Here is a 17,892-nt window from a genome sequence, read left to right on the forward strand (position 1 = left end):
AATCAGGGGGAATTTAAAATGGCAAAAATGTACTATAACAACGATATCAACGAGGCAACTTTACAAGGTAAAAAAATCGCAGTAATCGGATATGGTTCACAAGGTCATGCACACGCTCAAAACCTAAATGAATCAGGCTTCGACGTTACAGTTGGTATCCGTCCAGGAAAATCTTTCGATAAAGCTGAGCAAGATGGCTTAACAGTAAAAACAGTAAAAGAAGCAGCTGCAGAAGCAGACGTTATCATGATCTTACTTCCAGACGAACGCCAAAAAGCAGTTTATGAAGAAGAAATCGCACCAGGATTACAAGCTGGAAATGCACTAGTATTTGCACATGGTTTCAATGTACACTTTGGCCAAATCGTACCACCAGCTGATGTTGACGTATTCTTAGTAGCTCCAAAAGGTCCAGGACACTTAGTACGCCGCACATACGAAGCTGGCGCAGGTGTACCAGCATTATTCGGTATTTTCCAAGATGCAACTGGTAACGCAAAAGATTTAGCACTAGCTTATGCAAAAGGTATCGGTGCAGCACGTGCTGGTGTAATCGAAACTACTTTCAAAGAAGAAACAGAAACAGATCTATTCGGGGAGCAAGCAGTTCTTTGCGGTGGTACAACAGCTCTAGTAAAAGCTGGTTTCGAAACTTTAGTAGAAGCAGGTTACCAACCAGAAATCGCTTACTTCGAATGTATGCATGAACTAAAACTAATCGTTGACTTGATGTATGAAGGCGGTCTAGCTAACATGCGCTACTCAATCTCAGATACAGCTGAATGGGGAGATTTCGTATCTGGTCCACGTGTAATCGATGCATCTGTAAAAGAACGCATGAAAGACGTTTTAACAGATATCCAAGAAGGTAAATTTGCAAAAGAATGGATCAACGAAAACGAAACAAACCGACCTAAATACAATGCAATTAAAAAAGCAGAATCTGAGCACCAAATCGAAGTAGTTGGAGATAAACTTCGTGAAATGATGCCTTTCGTAAATAACGGTAAAAAGATTGAGAAAGAAGTGGTAAACAGTGCGCAAAATTGAAATTTTTGATACTACACTACGTGATGGAGAGCAATCAGCAGGTATTAATCTAAATACCGCTGAAAAGCTTGAAATTGCGAAACAGTTAGAACGCTTTGGGGCATCTATTATTGAAGCAGGTTTTCCTGCTTCTTCCCCTGGCGATTTCGAAGCTGTACAACGTATTGCAGGTACAGTTAAAAACTCAATCGTTACAGGTCTTGCAAGAGCAATCAAAAAGGATATTGATATCACTTGGGACGCACTTAAAAAAGCAGAACAACCACATATCCATGTATTCCTTGCTACAAGTCCAATCCATATGCAATACAAACTAAACAAAACACCAGATCAAGTTGTGGAAGCTGCCGTAGAAGCTGTCAAATATGCAAAAAATACATTTCCACTAGTACAATGGTCTGCAGAAGATGCTTTCCGCTCTGACCGTGAATTTCTTGTACGTATTATAAATGAGGTAATTAAAGCTGGTGCAACTACTATTAACATTCCAGATACAGTAGGTTATGCAAGCCCTGCTGAATATGGCGCACTATTTAAATATTTAAGAGAAAATGTCACAGGTAGTGACAAAGTAAACTTCTCCGCTCACTGTCATGATGATTTAGGCATGGCCGTTGCAAACTCAATCGCAGCAATTGAAAATGGCGCCAATCAAGTTGAGGGTACAATTAATGGAATCGGTGAACGTGCTGGTAATGCAGCATTAGAAGAAATCGCTGTTGCAATGCACATTCGTAAAGACATTTACGGTATCGAAACTGGCATTAACTTGCAAGAAATTAAACGTACGAGTCAACTCGTCAGTAAACTTACAGGTGTCGTTATTCAACCAAATAAAGCAATCGTAGGTAAGAATGCCTTCGCTCATGAATCAGGTATACATCAAGACGGGATGTTAAAGAATCCTGAAACATATGAAATTATTACACCTGCTTTAATTGGAGAAAGTGCGGTTCCTCTCGTATTAGGTAAACACTCCGGAAGACACGCCTTCAAAGACCGTGCTGAAACGATGGGCTTTGACTTAAGCGACGATAAAATCAATCGCGCATTCGCGGAATTTAAAAAGTTAGCTGATCGTAAGAAGGAAATTAATGAAGAAGATTTATTAACTTTACTAACAGATCAACAAATTCAATATGAAGAAATATCAGTGTATGAGCTGAAAAGCGTTCAAGTTCAATACGGTACTGAGAACATTCCAACTGCTACCGTGCAAGTAATTCAACCAGACGGTGAAGAAGTAACAGTAGCGTCAACCGGTTCGGGTTCTGTTGAAGCAATCTTCAATACTTTGGAATTACTGATTAATTCTAAGGTTGAAATTTTAGACTACCGTGTAACTTCTGTAGGGAAAGGTCGTGATGCATTAGGTGAAGCAGTTATTAATTTAACATACAAAGACCAAAAAGTTACTGGTCGTGATGCAGCACAAGATGTTTTGGAAGCTTCAGCAAAAGCGTATTTAAACGCTATCAATAGACAGATTATTCAATCGGGTTTAAGAGCTAAAGAATTAATTCGTTAATCATATAGAGGAGGAGTTTTTATGGAAAAGAAAATTACAGTACTACCGGGTGATGGCATTGGCCCCGAAGTTGTCGCTTCGGCCGTGTCAGTATTACAATCAGTCGGTAAAAGATATCATCATACATTCCACATCGCTTATGGTGCAATAGGTGGATCAGCAATTGATCAACATAATGATCCGTTACCTCAAGAAACGATTGCCCTTTGCGAAGAAAGTGATGCAATCCTACTTGGAGCAGTTGGGGGTCCTAAGTGGGATCAAAATCCAGCTGAATTACGACCAGAAAAAGGTTTACTACGCATTCGTAAGCACTTTGATTTATTCTCAAACTTACGTCCAGTGCAAGCAATTCCGTCACTTTTGAAAGCTTCTCCTCTAAAAGAAGATATTGTGAAAGATGTTGATTTACTAATCGTTCGTGAATTAACTGGTGGTTTATATTTTGGCGAACCTCGTCAACGTACGGAAAAAGCGGCTCTAGATACATTAGTGTACACACGATTTGAGGTTGAACGTATCGTTGATAGTGCTTTCCAATTAGCACGTGTACGTAGAGGGAAATTAACGTCTGTTGATAAAGCAAACGTTCTTGAATCTTCAAGACTATGGCGCCAAATTGTAGATGAAAAGAAAGTTGGTTATCCAGATGTCGAAGTTGAACATAGTTTAGTCGATTCTACAGCAATGAAATTAATAACGAACCCAGCAGCATATGACGTTGTTGTAACGGAGAATATGTTCGGTGATATTCTAAGTGATGAAGCTTCAGTAATTACAGGTTCACTAGGTGTGTTACCTTCTGCAAGTATACGTTCTGATAATTTCGGATTATATGAGCCCGTCCATGGTTCAGCTCCTGAAATTGCAGGACTAGGCATTGCGAACCCAGCTGCAACGATTTTATCTGTCGCGATGATGTTAAAGTATTCATTTGGCTTAAATGAAGAAGCAGCTGAAATTGAACGTGCTGTAGCTGCAGTATTCGAAGATGGTTATTTCACAGGAGATCTCGCAACTCCAGGAAGTCGCGTATTAACAACAGCTGAGTGGACTGAAAAAGTCATTAATGAACTAGACACTAGCTTCGTTTCAGATAGCATTATGACATCATATATCTAAGAAAAGGTGATATTATATGGCAAAAAATATAATCGAAAAAGTATGGGATCAACATGTCGTTTATCAAGAGGACGGGAAACCGGATTTGCTTTATATCGACTTGCATTTAATTCACGAAGTAACATCTCCACAAGCCTTTGAAGGACTTCGTTTAAACAATCGTAAAGTACGTCGTCCTGACCTATGCTTTGCAACAATGGATCATAATGTGCCGACAAAGAATTTACCTACGATTAATGACCCAATCGCTAAAAAACAAATTAACACATTAGCAGAAAACTGTGCAGAATTTGGTGTTCAATTAGCAGATATGGGACATCCAGATCAAGGGATAGTTCACGTAATCGGACCACAACTCGGTTTAACACAACCGGGTAAAACAATCGTTTGTGGTGACTCACATACATCAACTCACGGTGCATTCGGTGCAATTGCGTTTGGTATCGGTACAAGTGAAGTGGAACATGTATTATCAACTCAAACCTTATGGCAAAACAAACCAAAAACGATGGATATCCGTGTCAACGGTGAACTTGGCTTTGGTGTAACTGCAAAAGATATCATTCTAGCAATCATTGCGAAGTTTGGTATTGATGTAGGTACTGGTCATATTGTTGAATTTACAGGTGATGCTATTCATCAATTATCGATGGAAGAACGAATGACAATATGTAATATGTCAATTGAAGCAGGGGCAAAAGCGGGCTTAATCAGTCCGGATCAGATCACTGTAGATTATATTAAAGGCCGCGAGTATGCTCCACAAGGCGATGCATTCGAGGAAGCAAGTGAGTACTGGCTATCATTAGCGTCAGATTCTGATGCTACATATGACCGTGTGCTTGAAATTGATTCAAATGAAATCGAACCATTTGTCACATGGGGTACAAATCCTTCAATGGGTTCTGGTATTTCAAATCACGTACCTTATGCAGCTGATTTCGAAGAAGAATCAGATAAACAAGCACATAAAAAAGCACTACAATATATGGATTTACAAGAAGGTACACCATTAACTGATATTGCTATTCAACATGTGTTTATTGGTTCATGTACGAATTCACGACTACATGACTTACGTTCTGCAGCAGCAGTTATTGAAGGTAAAAAAGTAAATGAAAATGTAAAAGCAATTGTTGTACCAGGTTCATTCACGGTTAAAAAGCAAGCAGAAGAGGAAGGGTTAGATAAAATCTTCTTGGATGCGGGCTTTGAATGGCGTGAATCAGGATGCAGTATGTGTCTTGCGATGAACGAGGACGTGGTTCCAGCTGGAGAAAGATGTGCTTCAACGTCTAATCGTAACTTCGAAGGACGCCAAGGTGCTGGTTCTCGTACGCATCTTGTGAGTCCACAAATGGCAGCAGCTGCCGCAATCGCTGGACACTTCGTAGATGTTCGCGAAATTTTAAATGTACCTGTGTAATGGAGGCGTAGAGGATGGAACCAATTAATGTAGTGAATAGCGTACTAACACCACTTAATAGAAAAAATGTTGATACCGATCAAATTATTTCTAAAGAGTTTTTAAAACGAATCGAACGTACAGGTTTTGGTCAATTTGTTTTTTACCACTGGCGCTTCGATCAAAATGATCAACCAATTGAAGATTTCGTATTAAATCAACCACAATATCAAGGCTCTAAAATTTTAGTAGCGCACGAAAACTTTGGCTGTGGATCATCACGTGAGCACGCACCATGGGCTATTTTAGATTATGGATTCAATGTAGTTATCGCACCAAGTTTTGCGGATATTTTCCATAATAACTGTTTCAAAAACGGTATTTTACCGATTAAGTTGTCTGTTTATGAAGTAGAAGAATTACTTGCAGCAGGCGAAGCTTCACCACTTGAAACAGAGGTGAATTTAGAAGCTCAAACTGTAACAGCGAATGGTAAAGTATACAATTTTGAAATTGACCCTTACTATAAACAAATGCTATTAAATGGCTGGGATGAGATTTCTTTAACATTCCAATATGATGAGCAAATTACGAAGTATGAAGCAACTCGCAAAGCGTATTAAATAAGTATAAAAACTACCTAGTGTCTAAATTGGCATTAGGTAGTTTTTAATGATTTATGGGGATATTAAATTGTTTGTTTTTTAGTTGATTTTTGAAAAGGGGTGTAACGTAATGTTTCCAATTTTAAAGACTGAACGGCTAATTTTGAGAGAACTAATAGAAGATGATGCACAGGCTATATTAGATTGCTTTTCAAATGTTGATGTATTACGTTTCTATGGGCAAAATCCACTAACAAGTTTAGATCAGGTGAAACAAATTATCGGGAATTTTTCGAGGAATTATGAGAAAAAAATAGGTATCAAATGGGGAATTGAACGAGAAGGTATGGATGGAATTATTGGAACAATTGGGTTTCAAGAATGGTCCCATGAACATAAGAGAGCAGATATAAGCTACGCACTTTCTCCTGAATACTGGGGAAGTGGATATGCAACTGAAGTTGTTAAGGAAGTAATTACTTATGGATTCGAAAAGCTTGGCATAAAGCGTATTGGAGCGGTCGTTTTTGTGGAAAATACTTCTTCGAATAAGTTATTAGAGAAATTAGGCTTTGAAAAAGAAGGCGTTTTGAGAAATTATATGTATCAAGATGGTGTTCCACATGATACTAATATTTACTCTTTACTAAATGATAAATCCATCTAGAAAACTAAACGAGGCAGGAAATAAAATTTTAGATAGTAATTTAATCGCTTTTCTAGTGGAATAAATGAGCTAACATGAGAGTTATCTTACCATATTGCCTGGGAAATCAGATATAACAGAATTGAATTTTCTGAAAATAAATCAAATACATCAAGCGAATTGATTGGTTAAGATCGATTCGTTTTTTTTATGTGGATCTTTATACTGTGATTCGTATCTATAGTATTTACTTTAAATAGTCTTAGTCAATAGATTCAAAGGTGTCATCCAACAAGTTTTCTGTAGAGATCTTTACAGAATTATTGTTTGATTATCTCAAATTCTAAACGGTTCTTTGTTAAATTAGTTGTAAATATTGTACAATAATTAGTAATACATATAGAAAGAGTGGAGAGTAATGACCAACCATCAAAATCCAATACTGTTTTATGACGGTAGTTGCGGATTCTGTCAGTGGGCAGTTCAGTTCGTCTTAAAACATGAAAGGAATCACGATATTCTTTTTGCTCCATTACAGGGTGAAACTGCAAAAAACACATTATCGCTGAATCTTACGAAGAATCTCGATTCAGTTGTAGTGAAAAGTCCAGCTGGCATATTGACTGAATCAGAGGCTGTGTTTTTTTTACTCCCTTATTTAAAAACACCTTTTTCCTTGTTCACTATTTTCAAACTAATTCCCTTATTTGTCCGAAATCCAGTATATCGCCTGGTAGCTCGCAATCGTCATAAATTAATGAAAGCACCTGCTAGTTGCCACTTACCAAGTTTAGATGAACGAAAAAGACTATTACCATAATTCGATTTGTATTCACATGTAGTCTTTCATTTAATAGAGTAAAGAAAAACCATCGAGCTTTTAACTTGATGGTTCTTCTACTTTTTCCGGACTATTGGAAGCATTTAATAAAACTACTCCGCCAATTATTAATACTATGCCAAGGAATGTCATAATGCTAAATGGATCATCCCATAACAATATACCAATAACCGCTGTTATAGCTGTCCCTATTCCTGCCCAAATAGCGTAAGCTAAACTTAATGGAATCGTTTTAAGACATAGTGATAAGCAGTAAAATGCTACGCCAAAACCAATTATTACACCAATAGAAGGGAGCAAATTTGTAAATCCTTCTGATAATTTCAACATTGTTGTGCCAAATATTTCGCTAATGATGGAAATCCCTAAAGCTATATAACCTTTCATACTATAACCCCCGAATATCTAAAGATTAATGAACGCTACCACTAGAGAGTTTTAATACAACAACTCCACCAATGATTAGCACTAATCCTAAAGCTTTTTTTAAATTAAAATTCTCTTTATACACAATTACACCTACTAAAGCGGTTAAGGCTGTCCCTACCCCTGACCAAATTGCATAAGCTGTGCCTAGTGGTATTGTTTTAAGTGATAAAGATAAGCAATAAAAAGCTGAAAACATGCCAATAATTACACCAATGGAAGGGAGCAACCTTTTAAATCCGTTTGAAACTTTTAACATAGAACTACCAAATACTTCACTAATAATGGCTACGGCCAAAATTATATATGGATTCAAGATATTGACCTCCTACTTTGTCATGCTAATTAATTTTTGAATAACATCTTCACGCAATTTTTCATCTAATGGAGCTATATTAAACAGTTCTGAATAGTATAGTCCATCTATAGCTAATCGAATAATAGTTGCTGTTACTGGATCTATACTATCTTGCTCCACTTTATTTTGCATATACTGATAGCTTTGAGACATGCTTGTTAATAAATCTGGATTTAACATAGAAGAAGCAAGTAGTCCTACATTTAACTCGGCATTGTTACTCAAATCCTCTTTTGTTGCTTCTATTAAAGCGCGGTTCCATCTACCTTTTTCTATCGAGTCATTCATAGCGTGCTCATTAAATCGAGAAGTGAAATCTTCGAAGATATATTGAGTTACTTCCAATAATAATGCTTCTTTATTGGGAAAGTGATACAATAAACCACCTTTACTAATCCCAGCTTGCTTTGCCACTGAATCTAAAGTTAGTGAGTTTATATCATTTTCCAAAATATAGTCTTTAGCAGATTTTAGAATGTGTTTGCGCTTGATTGTTGCTTTTGATTCCATGTGTAAGCCTCCCCTTGAATAAAACCGTCCAGATGGTCTTTTTTGTGTTTTTATTGTACCGTCTAGACGGTTTTTTTGTCAATATAAAATGCTATGCTTAATCGAAAAAAAGGGTGTTATAGCAGAAAAACATTTGATTTCCACTAACTGTCTTCTAATGAACTATGTGTTTTAGACACTATGTAACTGAATATAGTTAATATATAAACCTCGTTAGTCTATATTATGAACACATCACTGCTGCACAATTTTTTCATCAATCTATGTATACTTCTACCACCATTTAAATAAGAAAGAATAACACAACTTCGAAAGAAAACAATGCTTTTTATAAATTAATAACATTAACGATTTTTTGTATAACTTAAGCAAAGACAACAAACCTATTATGTATATTATCAGATGATCCACAATTATTATTTAACATTAGTTTTTAATATAGTATTTCCTTTGGTTATAATAGAATAGAGGTGACATACAATTGAACTATAAAAAGATTACCAGAAAAAAGATTTACGAAGAAGTGGCTGATATATTATTAGAAATGATTAAAGATGGTCAGTTGAAACCAGGAGATCAATTAGACTCTGTACAAGAATTGGCAGTCAATTTTCAAGTAGGAAGATCAGCAATTCGTGAAGCACTAACTTCCTTACGAGCAATGGGACTTATTGAAATGCGGCAAGGGGAAGGGACATTCGTCAAAACATTCACTGCAGATAATCTAGCTTATCCTATCCAAAGTGCAATACTTATGACGGATAAAAACATTCAAGAGTTATTAGAAGTACGACAAATTTTAGAAACGGGCATTGTCGCAAGCGCTGCTCAAAAAAGAACCGCAGAAGATTTGGAAGTGATGCGTGTTCATTTAATGGAAATGATCAATCACAAAAAAAACTCTGATCTAGGGGAGAGAGCTGACTTAGCCTTCCACTTAGCCATTGCTAAGGCTGCGAATAATGTATTACTTAGCACATTAATGCAACATGTGTCTCATCTAATGTCTGAATCTATGCGTGAAACACGTCGTATTTGTTTATATGATGAAAAAAAAACATTAGATCTATTAAACGAACAACACCATTTAATATACAAACAAATAGAAGCACAGGATGCAGAAGGTGCAGCAAAGGCGATGAAGGCACATTTGCAATTTGTGGAGTCAGTTTTAGCGCAATATATCCAAGAGGAAAATGACTAATCTATAAGTCATTCTTCTATGTTAAATTAACAGAAAAATTCGTATTTTCAATAAAAGGATTGGAAAACCATTGTTTATTCCTGTATCATTAATAAAAAACAAGTCATCAGATGACCATATCTTTGGGGGGGTATGTACATGAAAGTAACACTATTTGTAACATGTCTTGTGGATATGTTTGAAACAAATGTGGGAAAAGCAACTGTGGAGTTATTGGAGCGACTGGGTTGTGAAATTGATTTTCCTACAGCGCAAGTATGCTGTGGTCAACCGTCTTACAATTCTGGATATGTTGAGCATACAAAAGCTGCTATTAAAAAAATGATAGAAACGTTTGAAGCAGCGGAAGTTGTTGTCACACCATCAGGTTCGTGTGCAACAATGTTTCATGAATATCCAAAAATTTTAAAAGATGAACCTGGTTGGTCTGCACGTGCAAGGCTATTGGCTGAAAAAACGTACGAACTAACTGATTTTATCGTCAATGTATTAAAGGTAGAAGATGTCGGAGCTAAGTTAACTGGAGAAGCAACTTATCATCCATCATGTCATATGACACGCTTATTAGGGATAAAAGATGCACCCTATACACTTTTATCCAACGTAGAAAGCCTAGAAATGAAACCTTTACCGTATGCGTATAATTGCTGTGGTTTCGGGGGAACGTTCTCCGTGAAAATGGGGAATATTTCGGAACAAATGGTTGATGAAAAAGTTGATGCTGCAATCTCTACAAATGCGCAGATTTTAGTAGCATCTGACGGCGGTTGCATTATGAACATTGCTGGACGAATGCAACGTAGGCAGGTACCGGTGAAAGTAATGCATATTGCTGAAGTATTAAATTCACATTAAGGGGTGAGCGTATGGCTGTAAAAATTACGGATGGGAATTTTAAAGACAAAGTAAAAGATAATTTACAAGATGATTTTATGCGCGGTGCGGTGTCTGGTGCACAGGATCGCCTGCGTTCTCGCCGATTAGAAAACGCTGAGGAACTTGGGAACTGGGAAGAATGGCGCTCTCACGGGGAAGAGATTCGCCAACATGTGCTGGAAAATTTAGATTATTATTTACAAGAGTTATCTGACAACGTACAAAAGCTTGGTGGTCACGTTTTCTTTGCACAAACCGCAGATGACGCTAATCGATATATTGAAGAGGTTGTTAAAAAGAAAAATGCAAAAAAGATTGTCAAATCGAAATCTATGGTTACTGAAGAAATCGGCTTAAATGCTGTATTAGAAAAGGCTGGTTGTAATGTGATTGAGACCGATTTAGGGGAATATATTTTACAACTTGACGAACACGACCCACCATCCCATATAGTCGCACCTGCATTACATAAAAACAAAGAGCAAATTCGTAAGGTATTTGAAGAGAAAATAAACTATAAAAAATCTAACGATCCAACAGAATTGGCACGTCATGCACGTGAGACACTACGTAATGAATTTTTAACTGCAGATGTCGGTATTACAGGTTGTAACTTTGCAATTGCTGAATCTGGTTCGATTAGTTTAGTAACAAATGAAGGGAATGCTCGTCTAGCTACGACTGTTCCGAAAACGCAAATTACCGTTATGGGTATGGAGCGCATTGTACCAACGTTCGAAGAATTAGAAGTACTCGTGAGTTTATTGACACGAAGTGCTGTTGGGCAAAAACTAACGAGTTATATCACGGTATTATCAGGGCCACGCCGTGAAGGTGATGCTGATGGTCCTGAAGAATTCCATCTAGTCATCGTGGATAATGGTCGTTCAAAAATTCTAGGTACAGAATTTCAATCAGTATTGCAATGTATACGCTGTGCTGCCTGCATAAATGTCTGCCCTGTATATCGTCATATTGGAGGTCATTCATATAACTCAATCTATCCAGGACCAATAGGCGCTGTTTTGACTCCGTTACTTGCAGGATATGATGACTTTAAAGAATTACCTTACGCCTCTACATTATGTGGTGCTTGTACAGAAGCATGCCCTGTGAAGATTCCGTTGCATGATTTACTTCACAAACATCGACAAATAATAGTAGAAAAAGAAGGTAAAGCACCAATTTCTGAAGGTTTGATGATGAAGGCGTTTGGTATTGGGGCAGCCTCCAATCCGCTATATACAACAGGAACAAAACTCGCAACAAAAGTGATGAAGCCCTTTATGAAAGACAAAGAGTTTATATCTAAAGGACCGGGACCATTAAAAGAATGGACGATGATTCGCGAATTCCCTACACCAAAAAATGAACGTTTCCGCGACTGGTATAAAAACCGTGAAGGAGGAGACAATAAATGATCCAACAACGTGCACCATTTATAAAAAATATCGCAACAGCACTTGGCCGAGAAATGAATACAACAAAAAAGCCTGAACGAAACTGGAAGTACAATCCGCAAGCAAAAACACTTACTGATCTATCCCGAGATGAGCTAGTGCAAGTGTTTCAGAAACAATGTAGCAATATTCATACAGACTATATTGAAACAACTGCAGACCAATTAAAAGAAGTGTTAGCAAATCGTGTAGATTTGTATGGAGGTGGTCCTGTTTCTATTTGGAAAGATGAACGCTTTGACACATTCGGTTTACGTAATCTATTGGAAGAAGAATGGCCACAAGCTAGTATTGAAGTGAATGAATGGAATGTAGAAAATGGAGATGACAATATTATACTTGCAGAAAAAGCGAATGTGGGTATTACTTTTAGTGATATAACACTTGCCGAGTCTGCAACAGTTGTTTTATTTTCAACAGGCGGTCAAGGGCGATCAGTCAGTTTGCTTCCGCAAACCTATATTGCGATTATCCCAAAAAGCACAATTGTCCCAAGAATGACGCAAGCAGCACAAATCATCTCTGAAAAAGTGCAAAATGGTGAAACAGTGCCGCCATGTATTAATTTCATATCTGGACCAAGTAATTCAGCTGATATTGAGATGAATCTAGTAGTTGGTGTGCACGGACCAATAAAAGCAACTTATATAATAGTAGAAGATCGATAATTAAAAACATGTCTACAGTTGCTTTTGTAGACATTTTTTTAATTTCGTAAAATTTGATGTATTCTGTATTAAAATGAAAAATCAACATTTTCGAGAGTGCTTATGGCATTTGGAAAAGGTCATAAATATAACTTATCACATACTATAATATTAATGTAATTTACTTATGTATCTATTTAGTATATTATTGTTGGTGGAGAAAAGAAGCTATTATTAAAGCCTTTTCATTAGTTAATTAGAGGGGGAACCAACCTATGGCAAACAAAAACTTGCATAACAGCCGTGCTTCATTCGAGGTAAATGGTAAACAGTATAACTTCTACCGTTTAGCTGCTATCGAAGAAGCTGGTATCGCAAATGTATCACGCCTTCCTTATTCAATCAAAGTGTTATTAGAATCTGTTTTACGTCAATATGACGGCTATGTAATCAAAGAGGATCATGTTGATCAATTAGCAAAATGGGGCGCAGATGTAGACCCTAATGCTGAAGTTCCTTTCAAACCATCACGCGTAGTATTACAAGATTTCACTGGTGTACCAGTAGTAGTTGACTTAGCATCTCTACGTTCTGCTATGAAAGAAATGGGCGGAGACGCTAACGAAATTAACCCTGCAATTCCAGTTGACCTTGTAATTGACCACTCAGTACAAGTTGACAAATATGGTACTGCAACAGCTTTACAAGCTAACATGGACCTTGAATTCGAACGTAATGCTGAGCGTTACAACTTCTTAAAATGGGCTCAAACAGCTTATGACAACTTCCGTGCTGTACCTCCAGCAACTGGTATCGTTCACCAAGTTAACCTTGAGTACTTAGCTCCAGTTGTACACGTGAATGAAAATGCAGACGGAACTTTCGAAACATTCCCAGATTCAGTGGTTGGTACTGACTCACATACTACAATGATCAACGGTATCGGCGTACTTGGATGGGGTGTAGGTGGTATCGAAGCTGAAGCAGGTATGTTAGGTCAACCTTCATACTTCCCAGTTCCAGAAGTAATCGGTGTTAAATTAACAGGCGATCTTCCAAACGGAACTACAGCTACTGACTTAGCTCTTAAAGTAACTCAAGTACTACGTGCTAAAGGTGTAGTAAATAAATTTGTTGAGTTCTTCGGTCCTGGGATTCCTCAATTACCATTAGCTGACCGTGCAACAATTTCAAACATGGCTCCAGAATATGGTGCTACATGTGGTTACTTCGCAATTGATGAAGAATCGTTAAACTATATGCGTTTAACTGGTCGTGACGAAGAGCACATCCAAGTTGTTGAAAAATACTTAAAAGAAAACAACATGTTCTTTGATCCTGAATTAGAACCAGTTTACACAGACGTTGTTGAAATTAACCTTGCTGAAATCGAACCTAACTTATCAGGTCCTAAACGTCCGCAAGATTTAATTCCACTTTCAAACATGAAAAAACGTTACCACGAAGTAGTAGTAGCTCCTTCTGGTGTACAAGGTTTTGGTTTAACTGAAAAAGAATTCGATAAAACTGCAACTGCTAAATTCGCTGAAGGCGATGTAGAAATTCCTGCAGGTGCTGTAGCAATCGCTGCAATCACTTCATGTACAAATACATCTAACCCTTACGTATTAATCGCTGCTGGTTTAGTAGCTAAAAAAGCTGTTGAAAAAGGTTTAACTGTTCCTAAATGGGTTAAAACTTCATTAGCACCAGGTTCAAAAGTTGTTACTGGATACTTAAATGATTCTGGTCTAACTTCTTACTTGGACGAAATCGGTTTCAACACAGTAGGTTACGGCTGTACTACATGTATCGGTAACTCAGGTCCATTACTTCCTGAAATTGAAGAAGCGATTACTTCAAATGATTTATTCGTAACTTCTGTTCTTTCAGGTAACCGTAACTTTGAAGGTCGTGTACACCCACTAGTTAAAGCTAACTACTTAGCATCACCACCACTTGTTGTTGCTTATGCATTAGCTGGTACTGTAGATGTAGATCTTCAACATGATTCATTCGGTAAAGACAAAGATGGCAACGATGTATTCTTCGCTGATATCTGGCCTTCAACTGAAGAAATTAACAATGTTCTTAACAAAGTTGTAACTCGTGATCTATTCCAAAAAGAATATGCTCGCGTATTCGACGAGAACGAAAAATGGAATGAAATTGAAACTTCAACTGATTCTCTATATACATTTGATGAAAATTCAACTTACATTCAAAACCCACCATTCTTCCAAAACCTTGCACCAAAACCAGAAGACATTAAAGGGCTTTCTGGCTTACGTGTACTTGCGAAGTTCGGTGACTCTATCACAACTGACCACATCTCTCCTGCAGGTGCGATTGGTAAAGATACACCAGCTGGTCAATACTTACGTGCTAACGGTGTAGAACCACGTAACTTCAACTCTTACGGTTCTCGTCGTGGTAACCACGAAGTTATGATGCGCGGTACTTTCGCTAACATCCGTATCCGTAACCAAGTTGCTCCTGGTACAGAAGGTGGTTACACTACTTACTGGCCAACAGGCGAAGTTGAGTACATTTACGATGCAGCTATGAAATACGCTAAAAATGGTACTGGTTTAGCTGTACTTGCTGGAAAAGATTACGGTATGGGTTCTTCACGTGACTGGGCTGCGAAAGGTACTAACCTTTTAGGCGTTAAAACAGTTATCGCTGAATCTTACGAACGTATTCACCGTTCAAACCTAGTAATGATGGGTGTTCTTCCATTACAATATGTTGATGGACAAAGCGCTGAATCTTTAGGCTTAACTGGTAAAGAAGAAATCTCAGTTAATATCGCTGAAGGTGTTAAACCTCAAGATATCTTAACTGTAACTGCTAAAGCTGAAGATGGTTCTGTTAAAGAATTCAAAGCTCTTGCACGTTTCGACTCAGAAGTAGAAGTAGACTACTACCGTAACGGCGGTATCCTACAAATGGTACTTCGTAACAAATTAACAAAATAAGTTAGGTATGATTCTTTAAGAGTCTTCCTTGCCTTGTATACATGTGTAGCGTATCTTAATTGTATGTTACACATGTATTTTTTTATTTGAATATGGAAGATAAATGATATTTTGAGTCAAATTGAGAATAAAATAGTAGAGGTGTACCAATTGGAATTTATGAAAAAGAAGAGTTTTCAACTTTTCGCATCTTCAATTGCCTTCCTCCTTGCTCTTAATGTGCCGGTTGCATACTTAAATACAGTTCATGCAGCTCCAGTAGAGCAACAACAAGAGGACAATGAGGAAGTTGAAATAGGTGAAGCAGTTGTACCGCAAGAAGTAATTACAATAGAAAAAACATCAGATAAAGTTGAACCGGAAATACAAGAAAAACAAACCTCTGTAGAAACGCCAGAAAACCCTGAAACAACGGAAGAAGAAACGATTGTAGAATCACCAGAGGTTATTTATACATATGTAACAGTGAATGAAGATAGTTTATTATTCGAACCAAATAACACTACAAAAGCTCTATTACAATTAAATGATTCATCAACCATTTACCACGTGAATCGTACAGATAACGTAAATTGGTATGAATTATCAATTGGTCATAGTACATATTGGATTGCACGTGAAAACCTAAGTGAAGCAAACATAGAAGTTGTAAAACCTGAAGTGAAAAAGACAGTTAGTTTTACAACTAAAAAATCCTTCAAAATTTTTAACGAGCCAAGCACAAATTCGACAGTTTTGGCAGCAGGAACCCAAGCAACAAAGTTAAAAACAATCAATATTGTCGACAACTACTTTGTAGTAAACATAGGAAATCAAACTGGTTATATCGCATTTAAAGATGTCGAATTATCATTTAAATCAACAGATAAGGTCGAAATTGCGAATAAATCAGTGACACTATATACAGTTACAAATAGTAAATTCAAAAAAATCGGTACATTAAAAAAAGGTGCTATTTTTAAACCGACAAAAACAACGAGTAAGTACCATTACATTAAGAAGAGTGGTAAACAATATGCCGTTCCGATTGCTGGCACAATGCCTACAAAGAAGGCAAGCTCTTTATCCACGCTGAAATCAGCAACTTATCCAATCACTTTGTATGCAGAAAAAGCCTCAGCTGTGTACGATCAAAATGGTATCAAAATCGGTTCATTAAACAAAGGACAAACTGTGCACTTAAAAGGTATATCTAAAGGTCATGGTATTATTGAATATTTAGGCCAATCTGGGTATGTCGATTTAACAAATTATTATCATAAAAACATTGTTAATCCGACAAAAAACGTCACTTATAAGGCATATTCATACTATGTAAAAGTTTTCGCTAAACTATATCCTGAATTTACATCTCTAGAGAAAATTGGTGAATCTGTAGAAGGAAGAGCAATCTATGCGTTAAGAGTTGGGAACGGTAAGAAAGAGATCTTAGTTGATGCAGCCATTCATGCTCGTGAACATATGACTACAAATGTAGTGATGGAAATGATAGATAACTACTCTTATAGCTACAACAAAAAGACAAGCTTTGCAGGCTATAATGTGCGTCAAACCCTTGATACTACAAGTATTTGGTTTGTTCCAATGATTAACCCTGATGGGGTGACATTAGTGCAAAATGGTATAAATAGTATGGCAAATAAGAACTTAATCAAGAAGATCAATAAAAGCTCAAAGTACAAACGTTGGAAAGCTAATGCTCGAGGTGTCGATTTAAATCGAAATTTCGATGGTGAATGGAAATATGTACCTTTTAAACCTAAAACCTATAAAGGTTACAAAGGTCCTCGTGTATTCTCAGAACCCGAAGCGCAAGCACTCAAAGCTTTTGTCGAACGTCATAAATTCAAGTCTGACATTTCATATCACTCATCTGGTCAAATTCTATATTGGTTTAACTTCCAAAATAGCGCTAACTATAAGCGTGATTTAGCGTTAACACGTCAAATTAGCCGGGTAACTGGGTATTCAATCATCCCACCTCTGTATGCGAGAGGAAGTGGATCATCTGCTGATTGGTTTATCATGTCACAGAAAAAGCCTGGTATTACAGTTGAAATTGCACCGTATGCAGGTGAAGGTCCAGTATCTCACCGACATTGGAATAATGTATGGAAGAAAAACAAATCAATTGGTTTGTTAGCATCAAAAGAAGCAAGTAAACGATAATGAAAGGCGAAGCTAATGGCTTCGCCTTTTTGTAATAGAGAAGTATAAATTCAATAGTTTGATG

16 protein-coding genes are annotated in these 17,892 nt (G+C 37.1%); 13 read left to right on the top strand and 3 right to left on the bottom strand.

Annotated elements, in window-relative coordinates; all coding sequences use genetic code 11:
• The first annotated feature begins 18 nt into the window (after positions 1–18).
• The 7 genes from ilvC to MKY02_RS10605 all read left to right on the top strand — a co-directional run bounded on the left by ilvC (position 19) and on the right by MKY02_RS10605 (position 7,176).
• Positions 19–1,050, top strand: a complete 1,032-nt coding sequence (gene ilvC, locus MKY02_RS10575; protein ID WP_038181997.1) for a ketol-acid reductoisomerase — start codon at positions 19–21, stop codon at positions 1,048–1,050.
• Positions 1,037–2,578 carry a 2-isopropylmalate synthase gene (locus MKY02_RS10580; RefSeq protein WP_076034848.1) on the top strand — a complete coding sequence of 514 codons (1,542 nt, stop codon included), beginning with the start codon at positions 1,037–1,039 and terminating at the stop codon, positions 2,576–2,578. Before ilvC ends, MKY02_RS10580 begins: the two co-directional genes overlap by 14 nt.
• A gap of 21 nt (positions 2,579–2,599) precedes the next feature.
• On the top strand, positions 2,600–3,700 hold the full coding sequence (gene leuB / locus MKY02_RS10585; protein ID WP_038181991.1) for a 3-isopropylmalate dehydrogenase: 1,101 nt from the start codon (positions 2,600–2,602) through the stop codon (positions 3,698–3,700).
• Positions 3,701–3,716: 16 nt separating this feature from the next.
• Entirely contained in the window at positions 3,717–5,126 is a 1,410-nt protein-coding gene (gene leuC / locus MKY02_RS10590) for a 3-isopropylmalate dehydratase large subunit (protein ID WP_038181989.1), read from the top strand.
• Between the two features lie 14 nt (positions 5,127–5,140).
• Positions 5,141–5,728 carry a 3-isopropylmalate dehydratase small subunit gene (gene leuD / locus MKY02_RS10595; RefSeq protein WP_076065015.1) on the top strand — a complete coding sequence of 196 codons (588 nt, stop codon included), beginning with the start codon at positions 5,141–5,143 and terminating at the stop codon, positions 5,726–5,728.
• A 112-nt stretch (positions 5,729–5,840) separates the two neighbouring features.
• The gene (locus MKY02_RS10600) at positions 5,841–6,377 is read left to right on the top strand and encodes a GNAT family N-acetyltransferase (protein WP_038181978.1); all 537 of its coding nucleotides are present in this window, start codon (positions 5,841–5,843) and stop codon (positions 6,375–6,377) included.
• A 397-nt stretch (positions 6,378–6,774) separates the two neighbouring features.
• The gene (locus MKY02_RS10605; protein ID WP_038181938.1) at positions 6,775–7,176 is read left to right on the top strand and encodes a thiol-disulfide oxidoreductase DCC family protein; all 402 of its coding nucleotides are present in this window, start codon (positions 6,775–6,777) and stop codon (positions 7,174–7,176) included.
• 60 nt (positions 7,177–7,236) lie between these two features.
• On the opposite strand, the gene MKY02_RS10610 is transcribed toward MKY02_RS10605, so the two are convergent.
• From MKY02_RS10610 to MKY02_RS10620, 3 genes are read right to left on the bottom strand one after another with little or no spacing between them, the layout of a single operon-like run.
• Positions 7,237–7,584: a DMT family transporter gene (locus tag MKY02_RS10610; protein ID WP_076065016.1), complete on the bottom strand. Its 348-nt coding sequence runs from the start codon at positions 7,582–7,584 to the stop codon at positions 7,237–7,239.
• Between the two features lie 25 nt (positions 7,585–7,609).
• Positions 7,610–7,939, bottom strand: coding sequence for a DMT family transporter (locus MKY02_RS10615; RefSeq protein WP_038181931.1), 330 nt, complete (start codon positions 7,937–7,939; stop codon positions 7,610–7,612).
• 12 nt (positions 7,940–7,951) lie between these two features.
• The gene (locus MKY02_RS10620) at positions 7,952–8,491 is read right to left on the bottom strand and encodes a TetR/AcrR family transcriptional regulator (RefSeq protein ID WP_340711157.1); all 540 of its coding nucleotides are present in this window, start codon (positions 8,489–8,491) and stop codon (positions 7,952–7,954) included.
• Positions 8,492–8,972: 481 nt separating this feature from the next.
• Here MKY02_RS10620 and MKY02_RS10625 point away from each other — a divergent pair, with 481 nt between their 5' ends.
• The 6 genes from MKY02_RS10625 to MKY02_RS10650 all read left to right on the top strand — a co-directional run bounded on the left by MKY02_RS10625 (position 8,973) and on the right by MKY02_RS10650 (position 17,828).
• The gene (locus MKY02_RS10625; protein WP_038181926.1) at positions 8,973–9,695 is read left to right on the top strand and encodes a FadR/GntR family transcriptional regulator; all 723 of its coding nucleotides are present in this window, start codon (positions 8,973–8,975) and stop codon (positions 9,693–9,695) included.
• Positions 9,696–9,833: 138 nt separating this feature from the next.
• Positions 9,834–10,550 carry a (Fe-S)-binding protein gene (locus MKY02_RS10630; RefSeq protein WP_076065018.1) on the top strand — a complete coding sequence of 239 codons (717 nt, stop codon included), beginning with the start codon at positions 9,834–9,836 and terminating at the stop codon, positions 10,548–10,550.
• An 11-nt stretch (positions 10,551–10,561) separates the two neighbouring features.
• Positions 10,562–11,992: a LutB/LldF family L-lactate oxidation iron-sulfur protein gene (locus MKY02_RS10635; RefSeq protein WP_038181919.1), complete on the top strand. Its 1,431-nt coding sequence runs from the start codon at positions 10,562–10,564 to the stop codon at positions 11,990–11,992.
• On the top strand, positions 11,989–12,699 hold the full coding sequence (locus tag MKY02_RS10640; RefSeq protein ID WP_038181916.1) for a LutC/YkgG family protein: 711 nt from the start codon (positions 11,989–11,991) through the stop codon (positions 12,697–12,699). The genes MKY02_RS10635 and MKY02_RS10640 overlap by 4 nt, the downstream gene beginning before the upstream one ends.
• 254 nt (positions 12,700–12,953) lie before the next feature.
• Positions 12,954–15,659 carry an aconitate hydratase AcnA gene (gene acnA, locus MKY02_RS10645; RefSeq protein WP_038181913.1) on the top strand — a complete coding sequence of 902 codons (2,706 nt, stop codon included), beginning with the start codon at positions 12,954–12,956 and terminating at the stop codon, positions 15,657–15,659.
• A 159-nt stretch (positions 15,660–15,818) separates the two neighbouring features.
• Positions 15,819–17,828: a M14 family zinc carboxypeptidase gene (locus MKY02_RS10650; protein ID WP_340711687.1), complete on the top strand. Its 2,010-nt coding sequence runs from the start codon at positions 15,819–15,821 to the stop codon at positions 17,826–17,828.
• Positions 17,829–17,892 lie beyond the last annotated feature (64 nt).

Origin of the sequence: Viridibacillus sp. FSL R5-0888 (genome assembly GCF_038009105.1) — a bacterium.
GTDB classification, from domain to species: Bacteria; Bacillota; Bacilli; order Bacillales_A; family Planococcaceae; genus Viridibacillus; species Viridibacillus arenosi.